Below are 20,876 nucleotides of genomic sequence, written 5' to 3'. Positions count from 1 at the left end.
AGTTTAACATATCATTTGCATAAAAAGCATCGTTTTACAGAGAATTTTTTTGCATTATGCAAAAATAATGCGTTTTTATAAAGTTCCTCTCAATTCTTGTTCTCTCTCAATTGACTCAAAAAGGGCTTTAAAGTTCCCTGCACCGAATCCTTTTGCTCCCATTCTTTGAATAATTTCGAAAAATAGGGTAGGTCTGTCCTGAACAGGCTTTGTAAATATTTGTAATAAGTAACCATCTTCATCGGCATCGACCATAATGGCTAGTTTTTCAATTTCGTTGATGTCTTCTTTCATCATACCCATATGTTCACCTAATCTTTCAGGAATCGCCTGATAATAGGTGTGTGGCGGAGGAGATAAAAATTCAACTCCACGTGCTCTTAAGTCAGATACGGTTTTGATGATATCGTCAGTTGCAATTGCGATGTGTTGCACTCCGGGACCTCCGTAGAAATCTAAGTACTCTTCGATTTGAGATTTTTTCTTTCCTTCTGCCGGTTCGTTAATCGGGAATTTGATTCTTCCGTTTCCGTTAGACATTACCTTACTCATCAAAGCCGAGTATTCAGTATTGATTTGTTTGTCATCAAAAGATAAGAAGTTTACGAATCCCATAACCTCTTCGTAGAATTTTACCCAGGTATTCATTTCATTCCAACCCACATTTCCTACCATATGATCGATGTATTTCAATCCTGTTGGTGCCGGATTATAGTCTGATTTCCATTCTTGGTAACCCGGTAAGAAGATACCGTTGTAGTTTTTTCTTTCTACAAAAATATGAACTGTTTCTCCGTAAGTGTAAATTCCGGAACGAACCACTTCTCCAAATTCATCTTTCTCTACAGTAGGTTCCATAAAAGAGCGAGCCCCACGTTTCATTGTTTCTTCGTAAGCACTTCTGGCGTCTTCAACCCATAAAGCAGCCACTTTTACACCGTCACCGTGTTTTCTAAGATGGTCGTTGATCGGAGAATCTTGTGTTAACGGAGTGGTCAAAACAATTCTGATTTTGTCTTGTTTCAAAACATAGGATGCTTTGTCTTTTACTCCTGTTTCTAATCCTGCATAAGCTAATGATTGGTAACCGAAAGCCGTTTTGTAATAATGAGCGGATTGTTTTGCATTTCCTACGTAGAATTCTACATAGTCTGTTCCTAATAATGGAAGGAAATCTTGTGCTCCTTCGAATATTTTCTCTAATCCGTATTCTACTGATTTTACTTCTTTACTCATAATCTTTATTTTTTTAATCGGTTAATTGATAAACCGATGGTGTTATTTTTTTTTGATTGTGTTTTTTTACCGCTAAGGGCGCAAAAGTTTTACGCTAAGTTCGCAAAGGCTTTGTTCTTTGCATGTTTTTTCTTTGCGTTTTTTGTAGTTGATTTTTTTACTCTGTCCAGGATTTGTAGTACTGACCATCATCAAGCCCCATAGCTTCCTCTGTAACCATAAGCGGTCTGAAGGTGTCTACCATAACGGCTAATTCCTGAGTTTCTGTATGTCCAATACTGCGTTCCATCGCGCCCGGTGCGGGACCATGCGGAATTCCTTTCGGATGTAAAGTGATATGACCCTGCTCAATATTATTACGACTCATAAAATCGCCATCTACATAATACAACACTTCATCTGAATCGATGTTGCTGTGATTATAAGGTGCCGGAATTGCTTTTGGGTGATAATCGTAAAGTCTTGGGCAGAAAGAGCAAACAACAAAAGTTGCTGTTTCAAAAGTTTGGTGTACCGGTGGCGGTTGGTGAACACGCCCCGTTATAGGTTCGAAATTATGAATTGAGAATCCATAAGGAAAATTGTAGCCGTCCCAACCAACAACATCAAAAGGATGTGTGGCGTAAACTACTTCGTGAATCATTCCTTCTTTTTTGATTTTAATTAAAAAATCACCTTTTTCATCGTGTGTTTCCAATTCGTTTGGCAAGATAAAATCACGTTCGCAGAATGGCGAATGCTCTAAATGCTGACCGGATTGGTTTTTGTAACGTTTTGGGGTATAAAAAGGAGCGTAAGACTCAACATAAAAAAGTCGGTTTTCTTCGGTCTCAAATTCTATTTGATAGATAATCCCTCTTGGAATAATCAGATAATCGCCATATTCGAAAGGAATATTACCCAGCATGGTACGCAACTTTCCTTTTCCTTTGTGAATGAAAAGCATTTCGTCGGCATCGGCATTTTTATAGAAATAATTTCGAAGCGATTCTTTAGGAGCTGCCAGACCAATAATACAGTCTTTATTGACCATCATTGCTTTACGGCTGTCTAAAAAATCATTTTCCGGTTTTAATTCAAATCCTTTAAATAATAACGACTTTATGTTTTTTCCAATTGCGATTTTAGGTTCAACCGAATAGGAACTTAGTATTTCTTTTACCTGTGTTGGTCTGTGAACATGATAAGACAAGGAGGAATGTCCGTGAAAGCCTTCAGTTCCGAATAATTGTTCGTAATAAAAACCTCCGTTTGGTTTCTCGAATTGGGTGTGTCTTTTTTGAGGGAAATCCCCAAGTTTGTGGTATAATGGCATGGTTTTTCAATTAGATAATTTATGAATTAGATAATTAGAAAATGTAAATTGTGAACAGATAACTAGCTCATTTTCTAAGTTGGCTAATTATTCAATTCGATAGCATTACTCCGGATTTCTCTTCATAAGAAATTGAAGATACTCCAATAAACCTGTCCATTTTGTTTTCATCATAACAAATGTCGTAATTTTTATTGATTTAAATTACAAATTAAAATAAAAATCCAATACTAAACCAGGTAAAACTTTTTGACATCTGAGGAGACCAGGAATGTTTGATTTCAATTGGTCCGATAATAGTTTCGAGTCCGTAACCTACTGCATAGCCTGAATACTTAGGCATTGAGATCCAATCGACAGTGGTAAAAATATCATCACCCAGATTAGCAAAATTGGCTGAAATATTAACGTGGTTCTTTTTTAATATTTCGTAATCTACGGTCATATCTGTTTTGATGTAGCTGTTTCCGGCTATACTCAGGAAGTCATATCCATAAAAATAATTGAAGTTGTTGATCTTGTTGTATCCATATCCTCCAAAAATATAATCGAAAAACGGAACACTATCGCTGCCAATATTAAATCCGGCATCGGCTCCGACTTTAAACGTCACTTTTTTGCGAAGTTTGCCTGCAAATGCGATTTCGGCTTTGACCGTTGAGAATGGTTTGAATGCCTTGGTGTAATTCGATGAGGCCAGATAGGATTGTAAATCTGCTGAGAAATACAAGCCCGAACTCGGAAAGCTTTTCCTGTCAAAAGAATCATATTTGAGGTAACCAAAAAGACTAACATAATTGCTTTTCTCAATGACGTTGTCGGTGTCTGAAAGAGTTGGAGAATTTATTGTTAAATATTTGTATTCTAAACCTCCACCCATCAGAAACTTTTGCACAAAGATGGTTTGAAAATAAATCTGGTTGGTCAGATCAGAGAAATCAACGTTGATTTCATTTCCAATCGGACTTTCTTTTGGCAAACGGCTAAAACTGCTGGCGACATTTCGATTGAACTGGTTTAATCTGGAACGAAATCCAAAGCTGATGTTAAAACCATTTTCAACATAATAATTAAGATCGTATCTGAAATTATCTCCCAGAATAACGTCTAGTGAAGTGACATCATTTTTAAGTAACGTTTTTTTGCGCGTAAGGTTTAACAAAATTCCACTTTTGTAAAGGCCATCATAATGCAAACCAAGTTTTAAAAAGGTTTGGGTTGGATTTTCGTGTAAAACAAGATCCAAATCGTCCTGATCTCCGTCGGGTTGTAAGCAGTACGAAATGGTGCTAAAGTTTTGTGTAGCGTTTAGGTTGTTTATTCCTGTTTGCAAATCGTCATACGTTATAGTGTTTCCGGGTTTGAAACGAAGTTTACCGCGAATGTATTCTTTGGTGTAATTCTCTAATTTGTCGTTGTTTATTTTTTTAATGTGAAGGGTATCTGAAGCTAATTTTAATTTTGGTTTTTTATAAAAATGATTTTCGTCGGTCAGGGATTTGATTTTTTCGTAAACAGCAAAAGTGGCTTCTTCTCCTTTTCGGATTATTTCTTCTCCTTTATCGAACGAAACCACACCATAATCGCGGATGTCCGGTCTGATGTAAATATCGGTATCCTTTATTTTGCTTTTCATTTTATCAATCGAATGGAGATTGGTAATCTGAACTAATATTCGCGTGGCATTTTTGAGCCCCTTTCGATTCAATAAATCATCCTGTACATCGACGCCAATAATAATATCGGCACCAAGATTTCGAACTTCTTTTATCGGATAATTGTTGACAACTCCACCATCTACTAATAATTTTCCGTCTATTTCTACCGGAGTGAATAAGGACGGAAAGGCAGCACTGGCGACCATTGCCTGAACCAGATTGCCTTTGTTCAGTAAAACCTCTTCTCCCGTTTCGATATTCGTTCCAATACAAAGGAAGGGTGTTGGTAGTTTGTTGAAATCGCGAATATGACGTACATTTCTTGTCAGACTGCTCAATAAGTTATAGTTGTACATTCCTTTTGAAAGCGCTTCGGGAATACCTACTCTGAAATTACTAAACGGTAAAATAATGGCGTACAATTCGTCATTTTTTTTGCCATAGAAGTTTTTTGAGGAACGCGGAATATAGTCATTTATTAATTCGTCAAAATTGGTCTTTTTGAATATGGAATCAATCTGGGAAGCGTTGTAACCGGAGGCATAAAGACCGCCAATGACAGATCCCATGCTGGTTCCTCCGATATAGTCAATTTTGATTCCGGCTTCTTCCAATACTTTGAGAACACCAATATGCGCAAATCCTTTGGCGCCACCACCACTCAAAACCAAACCAATTTTTGGTCTTCTGACACTGTCCTGCGTTGCTTTTTTTACATTTTCCTGAGAAAAAGTGTTTTGCGAATTTAGAAACAAGAATGTAAAAAGCAGCAACGGCACATTCCAGATCGTAAGGGATGGCTGTGGGAGACGTAAAAATCTTTGTGACTGAGTATTTGAAATGGACAGCTGAATTGGGCGCATAAAAAATAACTAGTTGGTTTTGTAAAAGTCGACAATTTTTTTGGCTTTTGATACTCCTATTACATCAGATATTTCTTTTTCTGTAGCCATTTTCAATCTTTTAACACTTTTGAAATGTTGTATTAACGTAAGCATTGTTTTTTCACCAATTCCCGGAATGCTTTCCACAGAGGAGTTTAGCGCTGCTTTACTACGTTTGTCACGATGAAAAGTAATACCAAATCGGTGCGCTTCATTTCGCAATTGCTGGATCACTTTTAACGTTTCTGATTTTTTATCTAAGTATAACGGAATGGAATCTCCGGGATAGAATAATTCTTCGAGACGTTTTGCAATTCCGATAATGGCAATTTTACCTCTTAATCCTAATTCATCAATACTTTTTAAAGCAGCCGATAATTGTCCCTTTCCACCGTCAATAATGATAAGTTGTGGCAAAGGTTCTTTTTCGTCGAGTAAACGTTTGTAACGACGATACACAATTTCGGTCATCGAAGCAAAGTCATCAGGGCCCTCGACCGTCTTGACATTAAAATGGCGATAGTCTTTTTTGCTTGCTTTTCCGTCTTTAAAAACCACACAGGCTGCAACAGGATTTGTTCCCTGAATGTTGGAGTTGTCAAAACATTCGATATGTCGTGGCTCGGTTGGTAATCGCAAATCTTTTTGCATTTGCGCCATGATACGATTGGTATGGCGATCCGGGTCTACAATTTGCAATTGTTTGAGTTGCTCTATTCGATAGAATTTTGCATTTCGAATCGATAAATCCAGAATCTGTTTTTTATCCCCGAGTTGCGGAACGGTTGTTTTAATGTTTTCTCCTAAATCCATTTCGAACGGAACAATAATTTCTTTTGACAGTAATTGAAATCGTTCTCGAAGTTCAATAATGGCAAGCTCCAATAACTCTTCATCGCTTTCGTCAAGCTTCTTTTTGATTTCTAAGGTATGCGAACGAATAATCGATCCATGCGAAATCTGGAGAAAGTTAATATAAGCGGCACTTTCATCTGATACGATTGAAAAGACATCAATATTGGTGATTTTTGGATTCACAATAGTTGATCGGGACTGATAATTTTCGAGAACTTCTATTTTCTCTTTTATTTTCTGTGCTTCTTCAAAATGCAAATCCTGAGCATATTTGATCATCAGACGTTTGAAGTCTTTCATGCTTTCTTTGAAATTTCCTTTCAGAATTCCACGAATAGCATCGATTTGTTTTTGGTATTCTTCTAATGATTCTAATCCTTCGCAGGGCCCTTTGCAGTTGCCGATATGATATTCGAGACAAACTTTAAATTTTCCTGAATTGATATTTGATTCGCTCAAATCGTAATTGCAGGTTCGCAGTGGGTACAATTCTTTAACTAAATCCAAAATGGTATGCACCGTTTTGAAACTGGTGTAGGGGCCAAAATATTCGGAGCCGTCTTTGACCATTCTACGGGTAGAGAAGATTCTCGAAAAAGGCTCTTTTTTGATACAGATCCACGGATAACTTTTGTCATCACGCAGCAAAACATTATATCGCGGTTGCAGCGTTTTAATTAAATTGTTTTCTAATAAAAGGGCATCGGTTTCGGTAGGAACTACGATGTGTTTTATCGTTACAATTTTTTTTACCAGTACATTTGTTTTGGCGGTATCGTGAATTTTGTTGAAATAGGAAGAAACTCTTTTTTTTAAGTTTTTGGCTTTTCCAACATATAATATTTTTCCGTCTTTGTCATAATATTGATACACACCCGGATTATCCGGCAAGGTTTGGATTTGAAGATCTAAGGACGGTTTTTGCATGCTGTTTTTATTACGGAAGATAGCTGAGAAAGTTTTGCAAAAAGTATCGTGTTTTTGAAAAATAAGCTCAACCGTGATTTAGTTTCAAATTTACAAAATCAAAAGAATAATTTCTATATTTAGATTTTATAATTATAAGCCATTGGTTGTAATTCATAAAAAATATATTTAACACATAGAAACATAGATTTTATGTCTATAAAAGAGTGCAAAAAAGAAATACATTTCTTTCGCATAGCTAAGCTATGGCAATTTAAATAAGTGTAACGTCTTTTTCTGTTTTATGAACTATGTCTCTATGTGTTAAAGAATAATTGGACCCAAAAGGTTAATTCTATATGAAAAATAACAAACCCATCATTATTTTTGGCGAATCGATTTTGCCGGGAGAAAGCAGAACGATAAATGTCGAAATTGCCCGATTGCATACCACTACAAAATTGAACATTCCTGTTATTGTACGTCGCTCAAAACTAGAAGGACCGGTGGTTTTATTCTCTGCCGGAATTCACGGTGACGAAATAAACGGAGTGGAGATCGTACGTCAGCTTATCAGTAAAAAAATAAACAGACCAAGTCGTGGTACTATCATTTGTATTCCGATTATCAATATTTATGGTTTTGTAAATAAATCCAGAGAGTTTCCGGACGGCAGAGATTTAAATCGTGTTTTTCCGGGCAGTAAAAAAGGTTCATTGGCGAGTCGTTTTGCTTTTCATATAGTGGAAGAAATTCTGCCCATTTTAGATTATGCAGTTGATTTTCATGCCGGAGGTGCGAGTCGTTTTAATGCTCCACAGATTCGAATCACAGAGAACAATCCGGAATTAAAACTTTTGGCAGATGTTTTTAATGCGCCTTTTACTTTGTATTCTAAAAACATCAATGGTTCTTTTAGAAATACATCTGAGAAAGCAAACGTAAAAATGTTGCTTTTTGAAGGTGGGAAATCATTAGATATTAATAATGAAGTGGCTAATGAAGGGGTAATGGGAGCCAAACGCTTGTTGCATTATTTAAAAATGCTGGACTCCAAACAAATCGTAGAAGAGGCAAAAGAACCCTCTATTTATATTAAAAATTCGGTTTGGCTGCGCGCCAGATATTCCGGGTTATTGCATGATTTTAGTATGATTGGCCGCTTTGTAACTAAAGGAACAATTTTGGCCATAATTACAGATCCCTTTGGTAAATTTGAGCAAAAAGTAAAAGCGCCTCACGACGGATTTGTAATCAATGCCAATCATTCGCCAATTGTTTACCAGGGTGACGCCATTTATCATATCTCTAAAAATTTTCCTGATCATGTCGATGAATAAAAAAGAAGTAAGAGTCCATTACAAAAACCTTCGCAAAGAATTGAGTTTGGATGCTGTAGAAGATAAAAGTTTAGCGATCGCTAATAAAATAATCGAACTGCCGATTTGGAATAAAACCTATTATCATGTCTTTCTTCCTATCGAAGAGCAAAAAGAAGTAAACACAGAATATATTTTACATTTGCTTTCCGGGAAAGACAAAGAAATTGTGGTTTCTAAAAGTGATTTTGAAACCAGAGCGATGAGTCATTTTTTATTGACGGATAATACAAAAATCAAAAAAAACGAATACAATATTCCGGAGCCGATAAATGGTTTGCCAGTGGCGTCAGAAATGATAGAGGTTGTTTTTGTACCGCTGCTTGCTTTTGATCTTGAAGGAAATCGGGTAGGCTACGGGAAAGGTTTTTATGATAAGTTTTTAGCAGAATGTAAACCCGAAACCATTAAAATCGGACTTTCTTTTTTTGAAGCGGAGGAACAAATCGAGAACATCTTTGAGTTAGATATCAAATTAGATTATTGTGTTACGCCTGAAAAGGTTTACGAATTCTAGCGGTTTTTTAAACCATATAAGTTAGGTAAGGAAATATAAGTGTTGTGATGAGTAACAGAGGTTTAAAAAAAAATGGTTCGCTTATTTTCTAACCGCAAAGTTCGCAAGGATTTTTGCTTTTGCTGAAAGTCTTTTTCACGCAGATTTAGCGGATATTCTTGCTTAGTAATTTCGATAAAAATATCTGCTAAATCTGCGTGAAAAAATTTCACTACAAACATAGGAGTTTGCAAGGTTTTGTTTAGAAAAAACTTAGCGCACCTTGCGGTTAAACAATGCAGCCTTACCTGTACTACTATAACTTATATGTTTTAAAGAAAAGCGCTATTTAACTTCTTTAATGGTAGAAGCATCAATCCAGCCTTCTGTTCCGTCTGTTAATTCTATTCTTTTCCAGCTTCCCACGGTTTCCATAACATAGACTTTTGCTCCTTCGTGTAATAAGAAAACAGCAGAACCTGCTTTTTGAGGTTCGCTTCTTACTTCACTTATTTCAGCAAAAACGATGGCAGGACGGTCATTGTCAAAATGATCTTTTTCAGACATTCCGGCGGCAACACTTAGCAGTAGAGCAACCAAAAGAATAAACATTCCGATAAAGTAGATTCTTTTTGAAAGGGTAAGTTGTGAAAAGTAATATCCGATAAAGCTTAGTAAAAAAGCAAAAGCAATTCCGACCGCGATTTTTGCCCAGGTATTATAGTCAAAAATACCGGTGAAATTCTGGATGAGTTTTGCAAAACCAACTTTTGGAACTTCTTTGATTTCGTCAATAGTCAGTTTTTTGGCGAATTTTAGATTGTTTAAAGTCTGTTCGTCATGAGGTTTTAAAACCAACGCTTTTTCATAATTGTATATAGAAGGCGCTACTTTGTTGAGTTTGTAATAACTGTTGGCTAAGTTAAAATACAATTCAGCCGATTGCAGTTTGTCTTCTTTAATAACATTTTCATATTCTTCTACCGCTTGCTGATATTGCCCTTTTTGATATAAAACATTTCCTTTTTCGAAGCCATTCTGGGCAAAGAAAACCTGGGAGATTAATAAAAAGACGTAAAGTATATTTTTCATTTGATGTTCTTTATTGTCACAATAATTTAAACTCTGTGAACTTAAATTCAGCACAATTGTTGTCTGATTCCTAAATGTGCCTTGCCGTTAAGCATTAAACAATTTGTTTCTCTAATTCAGAAATAATTAAAACAGCTCTGTCAAAATCCTGTTGAATCGAAGTACTCGATGCAGGAGCATAACGTGCAAATTCACAGTTTTCTGTAAGATTGATGAAATTTTGCACCGATTCCGGATTGGCATTTCTCGATAATAATAACTCACTAATGTTGTCTTTGCTCATTTCTGAAGTTTCAATATGTAATTTAGCCTTCAGGAAATTGTGCATGGCTTTTTCAAGGGCAATATAAAAAGGCTCTTTATTGGCAAGCTGTTTTTTAGCTTCAGATAAATATTTTTTAGCCAGTTTATTGTTCATTTTAATCCTGTTGCCGGTTACGTCACCATCAATTGCTTCTTTTTTCTTTTTAGCGATAATGATAATTGGCAGAATGATAAAAGGAAGGAACAATAAGCTGTAATACAGATTTGAACCATAAAAGTCATTTTTAGCTATTGCAACTAATGTCGTTTTAGGTTTTATGTATTTAAATTGTTCTGTTTTTGAAATAACATTTTTCGAGGCATTTGCTGTAGTACTCGCTTGAGCCTGCATTGGGCCATCTAAAACATCAATCATTATTTCTGATGAAGTAACGGTTTTATAAGAGCCGGTATTCAAATCGAAATAAGAGAACTGCATTGGTTTTATCGCGTATTTTCCTTTATACTGTGGAACAATAGTATACTTGTCGGATATTCTTCCCGACATTCCGCTTAACGAAGTCGTTACCTTTTCGTCATGAACGGGATCGTACATTTCTAATGCGTTTGGTACAACGGGCTTAGGTAATGTAAACAGTTTCATGTTTCCGGTTCCGGTGGCGCTTACTACTAAATCCAGACTTTCACCGCTTTTAAGGGTTGTTTTAGAAGGGGTAACTCTAAAATCAAATTTACCTACAGCTCCACTAAATCCTTCCGGTTTACTTGCCTCAGGAAGTGGTCTTACGTTGATTGTTTTTGCTCCTGCAGATACAATTTTATTGCTTTCTGTTAAAATCATTTGTCCAAACATATCACGACGATTCGTTGGCAATCGTACTCCAATATCTAAAGAGAGTGGGTCAATAGTAAGTCTTCCTGATTTCTGCGGATATAAAATGGTCTTCTTCAGGATAACAAAATAACATCTTTGACCACGATAACTGCCTTCTTCAAGAGACAATTGTTTAACATCTATATTTTGATTCCAAAAATCATTGTATTTTGGTTTTGCCAGTTCTTTAAATCCGGTTACCTCAATATTAAAAAAGTATAATTTATAAACTACTGTAATAGGTTCATTCAGATACGGGTTAGTTTTAGAAATTTCTGCTACAAGATTTAATGTCTCTTCCGGGTATCCCGATGGTCTGTCATTAGGGTCTCTTTCCTGAGCAACGGCATTTGTAACCGATATTTTTATAGGGGATGTTTTATAAGTCTGACCATTGTATTCTATAGAAGCCTGTTTGATGGTGAGAGTCCCTTTTTGTGCAGGTTGTAATATGTAAGAGTATATTTTTTGGAAAGAACTTTTGCCATTTATCCAGGATTGACTCACTTGCTGACTTGGTCCGGCTGCGATTTTAAACCCGTCAAACGAAGGCTGATCAAAATTATCTCCATCAACATTCATGATAAAGTCAATTCGAAGTCTTTCGTTTAGTCCAAGCGTGTTTTTGCTTACTTTGGCTTCAAATTGAACTTGAGCCATAAGCCCTTGAAAAGTGAATAGTAATAGAATTAAATATCTTTTCATTACTTGTTTGTCAGTGTTTTTTTTTATTGTTAATGAGCTATCCTACCAGTCTTTTTCTGTTTTTCTAGGACTTCCTTTTACTTTTTGTGCGTTAACTTTATCTTGAATTTTCTTTTCTTCGTTGTTTACAGCATCTAATAAGTTCTGAACACGTTCTTTTGAGATTCCGCCCGGCGTTGGTTTCGGCTCTCCGTTATTGTCTGATTTATCGTCTTTCTTCGGATCGTTTTTTCCGTCTTTTTTATCCTTGTCTTTATCGCCTTTGTCGTTTTTCTTCTGATCGTCTTTTCCGTCCTTTTTGTCTTTATTGTCGCCGTCTTTTTTCTGATCGTCTTTTTTGTCGTTCTTTTTATCCTTGTCCTTGTTGTCTTTGTTTTTATCGTTTTTAGGAGGATTTTCTTTTAGCTTTTGTTTGGCCAATGCATAATTGTAACGTGTTTCATCATCTGTAGGGTCATTGCGCAAGGCTTGCTTGTAGGCTTCCACAGCCTGCGTATAGTCTTTCTCTTTCATGAAGACATTTCCTAAATTGTGAAAAGCCTTATGTTTATCAGGTCGGGTTTTGGCATTTTTTATGGCTTTTGCATAAGCCAGTTTAGCTTCAGAAGCCTGATTTTGTTTGTAAATAGTATTTCCTAAATTGTAAGAGGCTATACCGCGTCTCGGGAATTTAGATTCCGAAATTCTATAATTTGCTTCTGCATCAACAAATTTATTCTGTTTATATTCCGCATTGCCATCAGGTAATGTTTTGTCTTTCTCCTGAGCCGAAACCGCCAGAGAAACTGTTAGTAAAATATAAAGAAGTAAATTTTTCATTCTAATTTTTTGTTTTTTTTGCCACGAATTACGCTAATTAGCACTAATTAGTTTTTTCTTATCTTGAATTTTACAACAGAATAACTTGTATTTTGATTTGTGTAAAATCTAGTAATATGGGGCTATTTTTTTATTTCTTTTCGTTAAATAAATTCAACTCTTTTATCCAGTTTGTTTTTCTTTCTAAAAGGAAAATGTCAACAAACAACAACAGGAATGCAAAACCAATAAACCATTGGAACTGGGATTGAAAATCTGCCATTTGTGTCGCTTCAAATTCTGTTTTCTGGATGTTATTGAGCGCATTTTTTACATACTCTAAAACCTCTTTGGTACTGCCGCCATAGACATAACCGCCTTTTGTGGCTTTTGCAATGGTTTTTAAACCTTCCTGATTTAGTTTTGTAATAACAACCTCATTGTTATTGTCTTTTTGGTAGCTTTCTACTATACCGTTTCTTTTTAAAGGAATTGTACCTCCTTTTTCAGTTCCGATTCCAATGGTGATGATTTTCATTCCCATTTTGTTAGCTTCTTCGGCAGCTGCTGAGGCTCCTTCAGAATGATCTTCCCCGTCAGAAATTAAGATTAATAATTTACTGGTTTTACTTTTTTCATCAAAATAAGTCGATGATAATCGGATGGCTTCGTCCAGCGAAGTTCCTTGTGAGGAAACCATATCCGGACTCATGCTCTGAAGGAACATTTTGGCAACACTGTAATCTGATGTGATGGGTAAAACCGGGAAAGCACTTCCGGCATAAGCTACAATACCAATTCGGTCACTTCCTAACTGATTGATAATTTGCGAAACCAATTGTTTACTTTTCTCTAAACGATTTGGCGCCACATCTTCGGCAAGCATACTTTTAGAAACGTCAACAGCAAAAACAATATCAATACCTTCTCGTTTTACCGTTTCCATTTTGGTCCCGATCTTCGGATTTACCAAACCGATAATTAAACAAAGTAGTGCCAAAAGAAGTACAACCAGTTTTAAGACAGGTTTGAAAACAGAACGTTCCGGGCTCAGTTTTTTGACCATTTCCAAATCACCAAATTCGCGTTGTTTTTTTCTTTTCCAATACATATTGAAAAAGAAAATACACACCACAATTGGGAGTAAGAATAAAAGGTATAAATATTTTTTTTCGTCTAATTCCATAAAATTTTTAAATTCCAATTGAGAAATTCCAAATTCCAAATCTTCGGAGTTTTGGTTGTTTCAAATTTGCGTCTTTGTAAGCTTAATTTTCAAGTTTTAAATTTCAATTGGAATTTGGAATTTCAAAACTTGGAATTTTTTAATTTAAATAAAGCTTCTGTAAACCGTATTTCGTAAACCGACTTCTAGCAGTAATAAAAAGGCTGCGAGTAAAACAAAAGTTCTGTATTTTTCGTCGTAATCGTAGAATTTTAATTCCTGTATTTCGGTAGTTTCTAATTTATTAATTGCATTGTATATTTCGGCTAGCCTATCGTTACTGGTCGCTCTAAAATAAGTTCCGTCAGTTTTTCTGGCAATACTTTTCATCAATCGTTCGTCGATTTCTACTTTTTGAAGTTTAAATAAAAAGCCTCCATTTGGTCCGTAAGCGTAGGGTGATTCTGCCATTCCGTTACTTCCAATACCTACGGTATATACTTTTATTCCGTATTGTTTTGCAATATCGGCAGCCGTTTCAGGCTCAATAAAACCGGCATTATTTACACCGTCGGTCAATAATATAATAACCCTGCTTTTTGCTTTACTGTCTTTAAGTCTGTTTACAGCGGTTGCCAATCCCATCCCAATTCCGGTACCGTCTTGCAGTGTGGTATCGTATTTAATTCCTTTGATTGCTTCTAAGATAATCGCTTTGTCACTTGTAACTGGGGTTTTGGTATACGCTTCTGAGGCATATAAAACCAATCCGATTCTGTCATTAGGTCTTTCTCCAACGAAATCTGCCGCTACTCTTTTTAAAGCCTCCATACGGTTTGGTTTTAAATCTTTGGCGAGCATACTCCCCGAAACGTCAATGGCCATGACAATATCAATTCCTTTTGTTGTTTTAGTCTGATTGCTGATATCTACCGTACGTGGTCTTGCTAATGCAACAATTAAAGATGATAAAGCAATTACCCTGAAAACATACAAAGAAGGCTTTAGTTTTGTCAATAGTGAAGCACTATTATTAAAACCGGCCGTTGAACTCATCTTTAAAGTTGCCGATTGCTGGTTGCGTTTCCAGAAAAACCAAAAGATTGCAATTGGAATTAATAGAAACAACCAAAAAAATTCTGGATTTAAAAAAGTGATCTTGCTCATTAGTTACTTGCTTTTCTAAGTTCAACAGAATTTAAAACGCGGGTTGTAATATCATTGGCGTAGGTATCACCTTCTTCGTGAAGAATCGTGATTTGTTGCAGTCCCTGATCTTGTTTGAAAAGCAAAATTTCATAATATGCTTTTGCACTTGTTTTGTCAACCGGATTTAAGATAGTCATTGTTCCGTAGCCTTTCAGACCCTGAACTCCTTCATTGGTTTGGAAATCTTCTTGTTTCACGATTATATTTTGTCCGCCCTGAGCTTCAATTACTTTTAATGCTCCTTCTAGTGTTTTTGCCAAATCCAGCTCAACCGGATTTTTGAATTTACTGGTAGAAACGGTAATATAGAAATTGTCAATCATGCTTCCGTACGCAAAAAGCTGCATCTCCTTTATTAGAGCCATTGTCTCTTTTGGGAGCGCTTTTTCGGTATCCATTCGTTTTAGAACTTTTGGAGTCTCAATTAAAACACCCGGATTTCCGTATTCACTTTTTACCCATTCTCCTTCTAATAATTCTTTAGTTGGATGACCGAGAATATTGTCTTTTACATATTTGAAACCTTTGGTAACAATAAAGAATGTAGTGACAGCAAACAATACAAAAACAACTGAACCAACCGCAGTTGCAATACGTTTGTTTCGTTTTTTTAATAATTGAAGTTTGATTTGTTTTTGTCTCTGTGCTTCATTTAATAATTCATCTTCCTCAGGTACTTCCGTAGGAATGGCATTATCAAGTGTTAAGATTACCTTTTGGATTTTGTTTCGGTCTTCGGTAATTTCGAAATCTAATGGTTTTGATTTAGCGAATTTTACTAAATCGGCCTGACGCAGAACACGTTCTAAATTCTCAACCGTTTCAGGTGTCAAAGTCATTTTCTTTTTGGTAGAAGCCGTTCTGATTCCCTGAATCAATTCAGAAGTAGTGCTTTCCATAGCCGGAATCTGAATGGCCTCTTCAATATAATTTCGGGCAATATCAGTTAATTCACTATAGTATTCTTTTACTTCTCCTTTTTGCCAAAGTTCTTTTTTCTCCAGATTGTTTAATAAACTGGTCGCTTTTTCGATCGGTGTTTTATAAACTTCTTCTTCAATTTTTTTCTTTTGGCGTTTTTTGATGAACCAATACACAAAAACACCAATTCCAACCATCAAGAGAACGGCTAAAACGTATTTCCACCAATCACCAATACTACTCTCAACAGTGGTGATGTCTTTGATGTCGTACATTTTTTGCTGTAAGGTGTCTACCTTTACATTGGCTACTTCAACTGAAATTGGGTCGGTTAAAAAAGGCTTTTTGTCAATTAGAATTTTGATGCTCGGAATCGTATATCTTCCCGAATCAAATTGGGTTAAGCCATATTTTTTGATCAGTTCGTAAGTGTCATTCTTCTTAACGGTATCAATTGGGTACGATTGAATAACTTCTAAAGGACCGATGTTTTTTAGTTTAGGAAAAACAACTTTAGATTTTGAACTCACTACTGTTTTAAGCGTTAACTTAAATTCAGCTCCAATTTTATTTTTTGTAGTATCAATACTGGTTTCAACCTGCTTGCTCTGGGCAAAAACAGCCGAAGAAAGTAAAAATAAAAATATGTAAAGTTTAAATTTCATTTGATTTATGATTTCAGATTTTAGTCTAAAATGAATGCTTAAAAATGGAACACAGTTGACGCAGTTTTTAAGCGGATTTATATTTGTGTAATGCAGAACTTTAAATTATTCGATTTCAAAAAAATCTACAATCTAAAAATCTGCCATCTAAAAATTTATCATTTTATCTCGATTTGAAATACCCTAATAATTTGGTTACGTAATTTTCATCTACTCTGGTGTTTACAACACCTGCGCCGGATTTACTAAAAGTTTCCTTAAAATAATTTACTCTTGCCTGATAATGTTTCTCATAATTCAATCGAACCGTTTTTGAGCCTGTATCGACCAGTTGAATTTTACCGGTTTCAGCATCAAGCATGGTTACCATACCTAAATTTGGGATTTTTTCCTCACGAATGTCATACACACGAACGCCGGTAAGATCATGTTTTTTAGAAGCAATTTTCAATGTTTGCTCGTAGTTTTCAGACATAAAATCTGAAATCATAAAAACGATAGCCTTCTTTTTTTGCGTTCCTGATAAAAACTTCAATGCCTGAGCAATATCGGTTTTCTGACTTTTAGGTTCAAATTCGATTAATTCGCGAATGATTCTCAAAACATGTGAACGCCCTTTTTTTGGGGGAATATACAATTCTATATTGTCTGAAAATAATATTAAACCAATTTTGTCATTATTTTGTGTAGCCGAAAAAGCCATTGTCGCCGCAATTTCGGTTACAATGTCTTTTTTAAACTGGCTTTTTGAACCAAAACCTTCTGAGCCTGAGATGTCCACCATTAAAACCATGGTCAATTCACGCTCTTCTTCAAAAACTTTCACATGAGCTTCATTATAGCGCGCCGTTACGTTCCAGTCGATGTTACGAATATCATCGCCGTACTGATATTGACGTACTTCGCTAAAAGTCATTCCTCGTCCCTTAAAAGAAGAGTGGTATTCTCCCGAAAAGATATGATTACTCAGTCTTTTGGTTTTGATTTCTATTTTCCGTACTTTTTTTAAAAGCTCTTTTGTATCCATTTTATTTGTTTAAAGTTTAAAAGTTTCAAGTTTCAAGTTTGTTCTGCAACAACCTGAAACTTGAAACATTAAACAAATTTTTTAAGGTACTTCAATCTCGTTTACGATTTTGTTGATAATGTCTACAGAAGTAATGTTTTCGGCCTCAGCCTCATAGGTAATTCCAACTCTATGGCGTAAAACATCATGTACAACAGCACGAACGTCTTCCGGGATTACATAACCACGACGTTTGATGAAAGCGTAACATTTTGCGGCATTAGCTAAATTGATACTTCCACGTGGAGATGCTCCAAAACTGATAAGAGGTTTTAAGTCTGCCAGTTTGTATTTTTCCGGGTAACGGGTAGCAAAGATGATATCTAAAATATATTTTTCGATTTTTTCGTCCATATAAACTTCACGAACAGCTTCTTGCGCACGCAAAATTTGTTCAACTGAAACAACCGGATTTACTTTTTCGTAACTTCCTTTTAAGTTTTGACGAATTACAAAACGCTCCTCATCAATTTTTGGGTAGTCGATCACGGTTTTCAACATAAAACGATCGACCTGTGCTTCCGGAAGCTGATAAGTTCCTTCTTGCTCAACAGGGTTTTGAGTTGCTAAAACTAAAAACGGACGATCCAGTTTGAAAGTAGTATCACCAATGGTTACTTGTTTCTCCTGCATGGCCTCTAATAAGGCTGACTGAACCTTTGCCGGAGCACGGTTAATCTCATCGGCAAGTACGAAATTGGCAAAAATGGGCCCTTTTTTAATAGAGAATTCGTTTTGCTTGATGTTGTAAATCATCGTCCCGATAACATCGGCAGGTAATAAGTCTGGCGTAAACTGAATACGGCTGAAAGATCCCTGAACCGCTTGCGACAAAGTATTAATCGCTAAAGTTTTGGCTAATCCCGGAACACCTTCCAATAAAATATGTCCCTGTCCAAGCAGACCAATCAATAAACGCTCGACCATATGTTTCTGGCCCACAATGACTTTGTTCATTTCCATTGTAAGAAGGTCTATAAAAGCACTTTCTCTTTCAATTTTTTCATTTATCGCTCTAATGTCTAAAGTCGTTGTATTTTCTTCCATATAAATATTTTTAAAACTTTTTTAAGACGTTGATTTTTATGCCTAACTTTTGAGAGTGCAAATTGAATATTTTTTGAGAAGTAAGATGTTAAAGAATGGTTAAAACTTCGACCAACGACCTAATTTTAAGGGCGAATTGTGAATCTATTTTTATATTTTTAAGAACTTTGGTGATTATGCTTTACAAATGCATATTTAATACCAAAAATAACGCAATACTACCATGAGCAAAACAACATTATCGCCTATAATTTCGGGCACTATGAATTGGGGTGTATGGGATAAAAACCTTACACTTAAAGAAATGGAAAACATGATACAGGTCTGTATCGAAAACAAAATTACGACTTTTGATCACGCCGATATTTACGGATCCTATACTACGGAAGCCGATTTTGGAAAAGCATTTCACGCCAGTAAAATTTCCCGAGAAAAACTACAATTAATTACAAAGTGCGGAATCCAGATGATCGCCGAAAAACGTCCGGAAAACAAAATCAAACACTACGAATATTCTAAAGAATATATCATATGGTCTGTTGAAGAATCTCTGAAAAAATTAAAAACAGATTATGTTGATGTTTTTTTATTGCACAGACCAAGTCCGTTAATGCAAGCAGATGAAATAGCCGAGGCCGTTGAGAAATTAAAAGCCGAAGGGAAAATTTTAGATTTTGGACTTTCAAATTTTACCAGCTCTCAAACCGAGTTGATTCGCCAGAAAACAGAAGTAAGTTACAATCAGGTACAATTTTCGGCAACACATTTTGAAGCAATGACGGACGGAAGTTTAGATTATATGCAAACTCACGGAATCCGACCATTGTCATGGAATCCGCTTGGGACTGTTTTCAGAGAAGACACTAAAAAAACACGTCGTCTGAAAAAACTACTTTCGACTTTAGTAGAAAAGTACCATTTTGGTTCTGATACACTTTTGCTTTCCTGGATTTTAAAACATCCTGCAAAAGTGATTCCGATTGCCGGAACAGTAAACATTGCAAGAATTCAATCGCTGATGAAAGCAGTAGAATTAGAAATGGATAAAGAAGACTGGTTTGCTATCTGGAGCGAGAGTATGGGGGACGATGTGGCTTAGATAGCAGTTTGCAGTTTCGGTTTACAGTTTGAAAAATTGACACTCGGAGGTAGCTAATTTATTTCTGAGTTTTACAAATAACCTGCTGGGTGTGATTTTTTAACACATAGGAACATAGTTTTGAAAGTGAATTAAAGATGTTTCACTTCTTTAAAAGTTCAATTGTCAGTCTGAGCGAAGTCGAAGACCTCATGGTTTAGCTATGTGATAGAAATGAGTTTCTTTTTTGTATTCTTTTTCATAATTAAAGTTTATGTTTCTATGTGTTAAAAATTTACACCCAACTGGTTACAAATAATTAATTTAATGAAAAAAACAGTCTTAATTACTGGAGCCACTAGCGGAATTGGAAAAGCAACCGCACAAATAATGGCTAAAAATAACTATAAAATTATTCTTTGCGGAAGACGTACAGATCGTTTGGCTGAACTTGAAAGCGAACTTTCGACTTTCACGGAAGTGCATTCTTTATCGTTTGATGTACGAGATAAAGTGGCCGCTTTTGAAAGTATTAATTCTTTGCCGGAGGCGTTTTCTGTGATTGATGTTTTAATCAATAATGCCGGAAATGCACATGGTTTGGATCCAATTCAGAACGGAGATGTCGATGACTGGGATGCTATGATTGATATTAATGTAAAAGGGCTTTTATATGTTTCTAAGGCAGTAATGCCGCAAATGATCGAAAGAAAATCAGGACATATCATCAACATTGGGTCAACAGCTGCAAAAGAAGTATACCCGAACGGAAATGTATATTGTGCCTCAAAACATGCCGTTGATGCTATTACAAATGGAATGCGAATTGATTTGAATCCGTACGGAATCAGAGTGGGTGGAATACATCCGGGGATGGTTGAGACCGAATTTAGCGAAGTACGTTTTAAAGGTGATGTCGAAAGGGCTTCAAATGTTTACAAAGGATTTGATCCCTTGCAAGCAGAAGATATTGCTGATATTATTCATTTTGTAGTGTCAAGACCTTATCATGTTAATATTGCCGAGTTGGTGGTGATGAGTACGGCACAAGCATCGTCTACGATTGTTAGAAGAAATTGAGATTGGTTTTGTTGAGATAAAAAAGGACATGTAAATTACTATGTGTTTGTTTAACCGCAAAGTTCGCAAAGGTTTACGCAAGGTGCACAAAGATTAAACGATAAAGTTTTGCGCGCTCTTATCTTTGCTAAGTATTTTTTCACGCAGATTTAGCAGATTTAGCAAGATTGTTTTGCTGGAATT

Annotated in this window: 16 protein-coding genes; 4 read left to right on the top strand and 12 right to left on the bottom strand. The window is 35.8% G+C overall.

Going from position 1 to position 20,876, the window contains the following annotated elements:
- Positions 1-75: 75 nt before the first annotated feature.
- The 4 genes from hppD to uvrC all read right to left on the bottom strand — a co-directional run bounded on the left by hppD (position 76) and on the right by uvrC (position 6,875).
- The gene (gene hppD / locus G3A47_RS05515; RefSeq protein WP_166921186.1) at positions 76-1,236 is read right to left on the bottom strand and encodes a 4-hydroxyphenylpyruvate dioxygenase; all 1,161 of its coding nucleotides are present in this window, start codon (positions 1,234-1,236) and stop codon (positions 76-78) included.
- A gap of 157 nt (positions 1,237-1,393) precedes the next feature.
- Positions 1,394-2,551, bottom strand: coding sequence for a homogentisate 1,2-dioxygenase (locus G3A47_RS05510; RefSeq protein ID WP_166921185.1), 1,158 nt, complete (start codon positions 2,549-2,551; stop codon positions 1,394-1,396).
- 211 nt (positions 2,552-2,762) lie between these two features.
- Positions 2,763-5,072, bottom strand: a complete 2,310-nt coding sequence (locus G3A47_RS05505) for a patatin-like phospholipase family protein (RefSeq protein WP_166921184.1) — start codon at positions 5,070-5,072, stop codon at positions 2,763-2,765.
- A 9-nt stretch (positions 5,073-5,081) separates the two neighbouring features.
- Entirely contained in the window at positions 5,082-6,875 is a 1,794-nt protein-coding gene (gene uvrC / locus G3A47_RS05500; RefSeq protein WP_166921183.1) for an excinuclease ABC subunit UvrC, read from the bottom strand.
- Between the two features lie 338 nt (positions 6,876-7,213).
- Between uvrC and G3A47_RS05495 the strand changes: the two genes are divergently transcribed.
- Both G3A47_RS05495 and G3A47_RS05490 read left to right on the top strand, forming a co-directional pair.
- On the top strand, positions 7,214-8,194 hold the full coding sequence (locus G3A47_RS05495) for a succinylglutamate desuccinylase/aspartoacylase family protein (RefSeq protein WP_166921182.1): 981 nt from the start codon (positions 7,214-7,216) through the stop codon (positions 8,192-8,194).
- Positions 8,181-8,750 (top strand): 5-formyltetrahydrofolate cyclo-ligase, encoded by a 570-nt coding sequence (locus G3A47_RS05490; protein ID WP_166921181.1) that lies wholly within the window; start codon positions 8,181-8,183, stop codon positions 8,748-8,750. Before G3A47_RS05495 ends, G3A47_RS05490 begins: the two co-directional genes overlap by 14 nt.
- 324 nt (positions 8,751-9,074) lie before the next feature.
- Here the strand turns inward: G3A47_RS05490 and G3A47_RS05485 are convergent, their stop codons facing one another.
- The 8 genes from G3A47_RS05485 to G3A47_RS05450 all read right to left on the bottom strand — a co-directional run bounded on the left by G3A47_RS05485 (position 9,075) and on the right by G3A47_RS05450 (position 18,535).
- Complete coding sequence (locus tag G3A47_RS05485) at positions 9,075-9,821, bottom strand: tetratricopeptide repeat protein (protein WP_166921180.1); 747 nt, start codon at positions 9,819-9,821, stop codon at positions 9,075-9,077.
- Between the two features lie 94 nt (positions 9,822-9,915).
- Positions 9,916-11,664 (bottom strand): BatD family protein, encoded by a 1,749-nt coding sequence (locus G3A47_RS05480; protein WP_166921179.1) that lies wholly within the window; start codon positions 11,662-11,664, stop codon positions 9,916-9,918.
- Between the two features lie 42 nt (positions 11,665-11,706).
- Positions 11,707-12,483: a tetratricopeptide repeat protein gene (locus tag G3A47_RS05475; protein ID WP_166921178.1), complete on the bottom strand. Its 777-nt coding sequence runs from the start codon at positions 12,481-12,483 to the stop codon at positions 11,707-11,709.
- Positions 12,484-12,613: 130 nt separating this feature from the next.
- Complete coding sequence (locus G3A47_RS05470; protein ID WP_166921177.1) at positions 12,614-13,648, bottom strand: VWA domain-containing protein; 1,035 nt, start codon at positions 13,646-13,648, stop codon at positions 12,614-12,616.
- Between the two features lie 144 nt (positions 13,649-13,792).
- Positions 13,793-14,794 (bottom strand): vWA domain-containing protein, encoded by a 1,002-nt coding sequence (locus tag G3A47_RS05465; protein ID WP_166921176.1) that lies wholly within the window; start codon positions 14,792-14,794, stop codon positions 13,793-13,795.
- Positions 14,794-16,422: a protein BatD gene (locus G3A47_RS05460; RefSeq protein ID WP_166921175.1), complete on the bottom strand. Its 1,629-nt coding sequence runs from the start codon at positions 16,420-16,422 to the stop codon at positions 14,794-14,796. The genes G3A47_RS05465 and G3A47_RS05460 overlap by 1 nt, the downstream gene beginning before the upstream one ends.
- A gap of 163 nt (positions 16,423-16,585) precedes the next feature.
- Entirely contained in the window at positions 16,586-17,449 is an 864-nt protein-coding gene (locus tag G3A47_RS05455; protein WP_166921174.1) for a DUF58 domain-containing protein, read from the bottom strand.
- An 81-nt stretch (positions 17,450-17,530) separates the two neighbouring features.
- Positions 17,531-18,535: an AAA family ATPase gene (locus G3A47_RS05450; RefSeq protein ID WP_166921173.1), complete on the bottom strand. Its 1,005-nt coding sequence runs from the start codon at positions 18,533-18,535 to the stop codon at positions 17,531-17,533.
- Between the two features lie 223 nt (positions 18,536-18,758).
- Between G3A47_RS05450 and G3A47_RS05445 the strand changes: the two genes are divergently transcribed.
- Both G3A47_RS05445 and G3A47_RS05440 read left to right on the top strand, forming a co-directional pair.
- Positions 18,759-19,634, top strand: coding sequence for an aldo/keto reductase (locus tag G3A47_RS05445; RefSeq protein ID WP_166921172.1), 876 nt, complete (start codon positions 18,759-18,761; stop codon positions 19,632-19,634).
- A 306-nt stretch (positions 19,635-19,940) separates the two neighbouring features.
- The gene (locus tag G3A47_RS05440) at positions 19,941-20,693 is read left to right on the top strand and encodes an SDR family NAD(P)-dependent oxidoreductase (RefSeq protein ID WP_166921171.1); all 753 of its coding nucleotides are present in this window, start codon (positions 19,941-19,943) and stop codon (positions 20,691-20,693) included.
- Positions 20,694-20,876: the final 183 nt, after the last annotated feature.

It is taken from the genome of Flavobacterium poyangense (assembly GCF_011751075.1).
Classification (GTDB): Bacteria; Bacteroidota; Bacteroidia; order Flavobacteriales; family Flavobacteriaceae; genus Flavobacterium; species Flavobacterium poyangense.
This window is presented reverse-complemented; position numbering and strand designations above follow the sequence as displayed.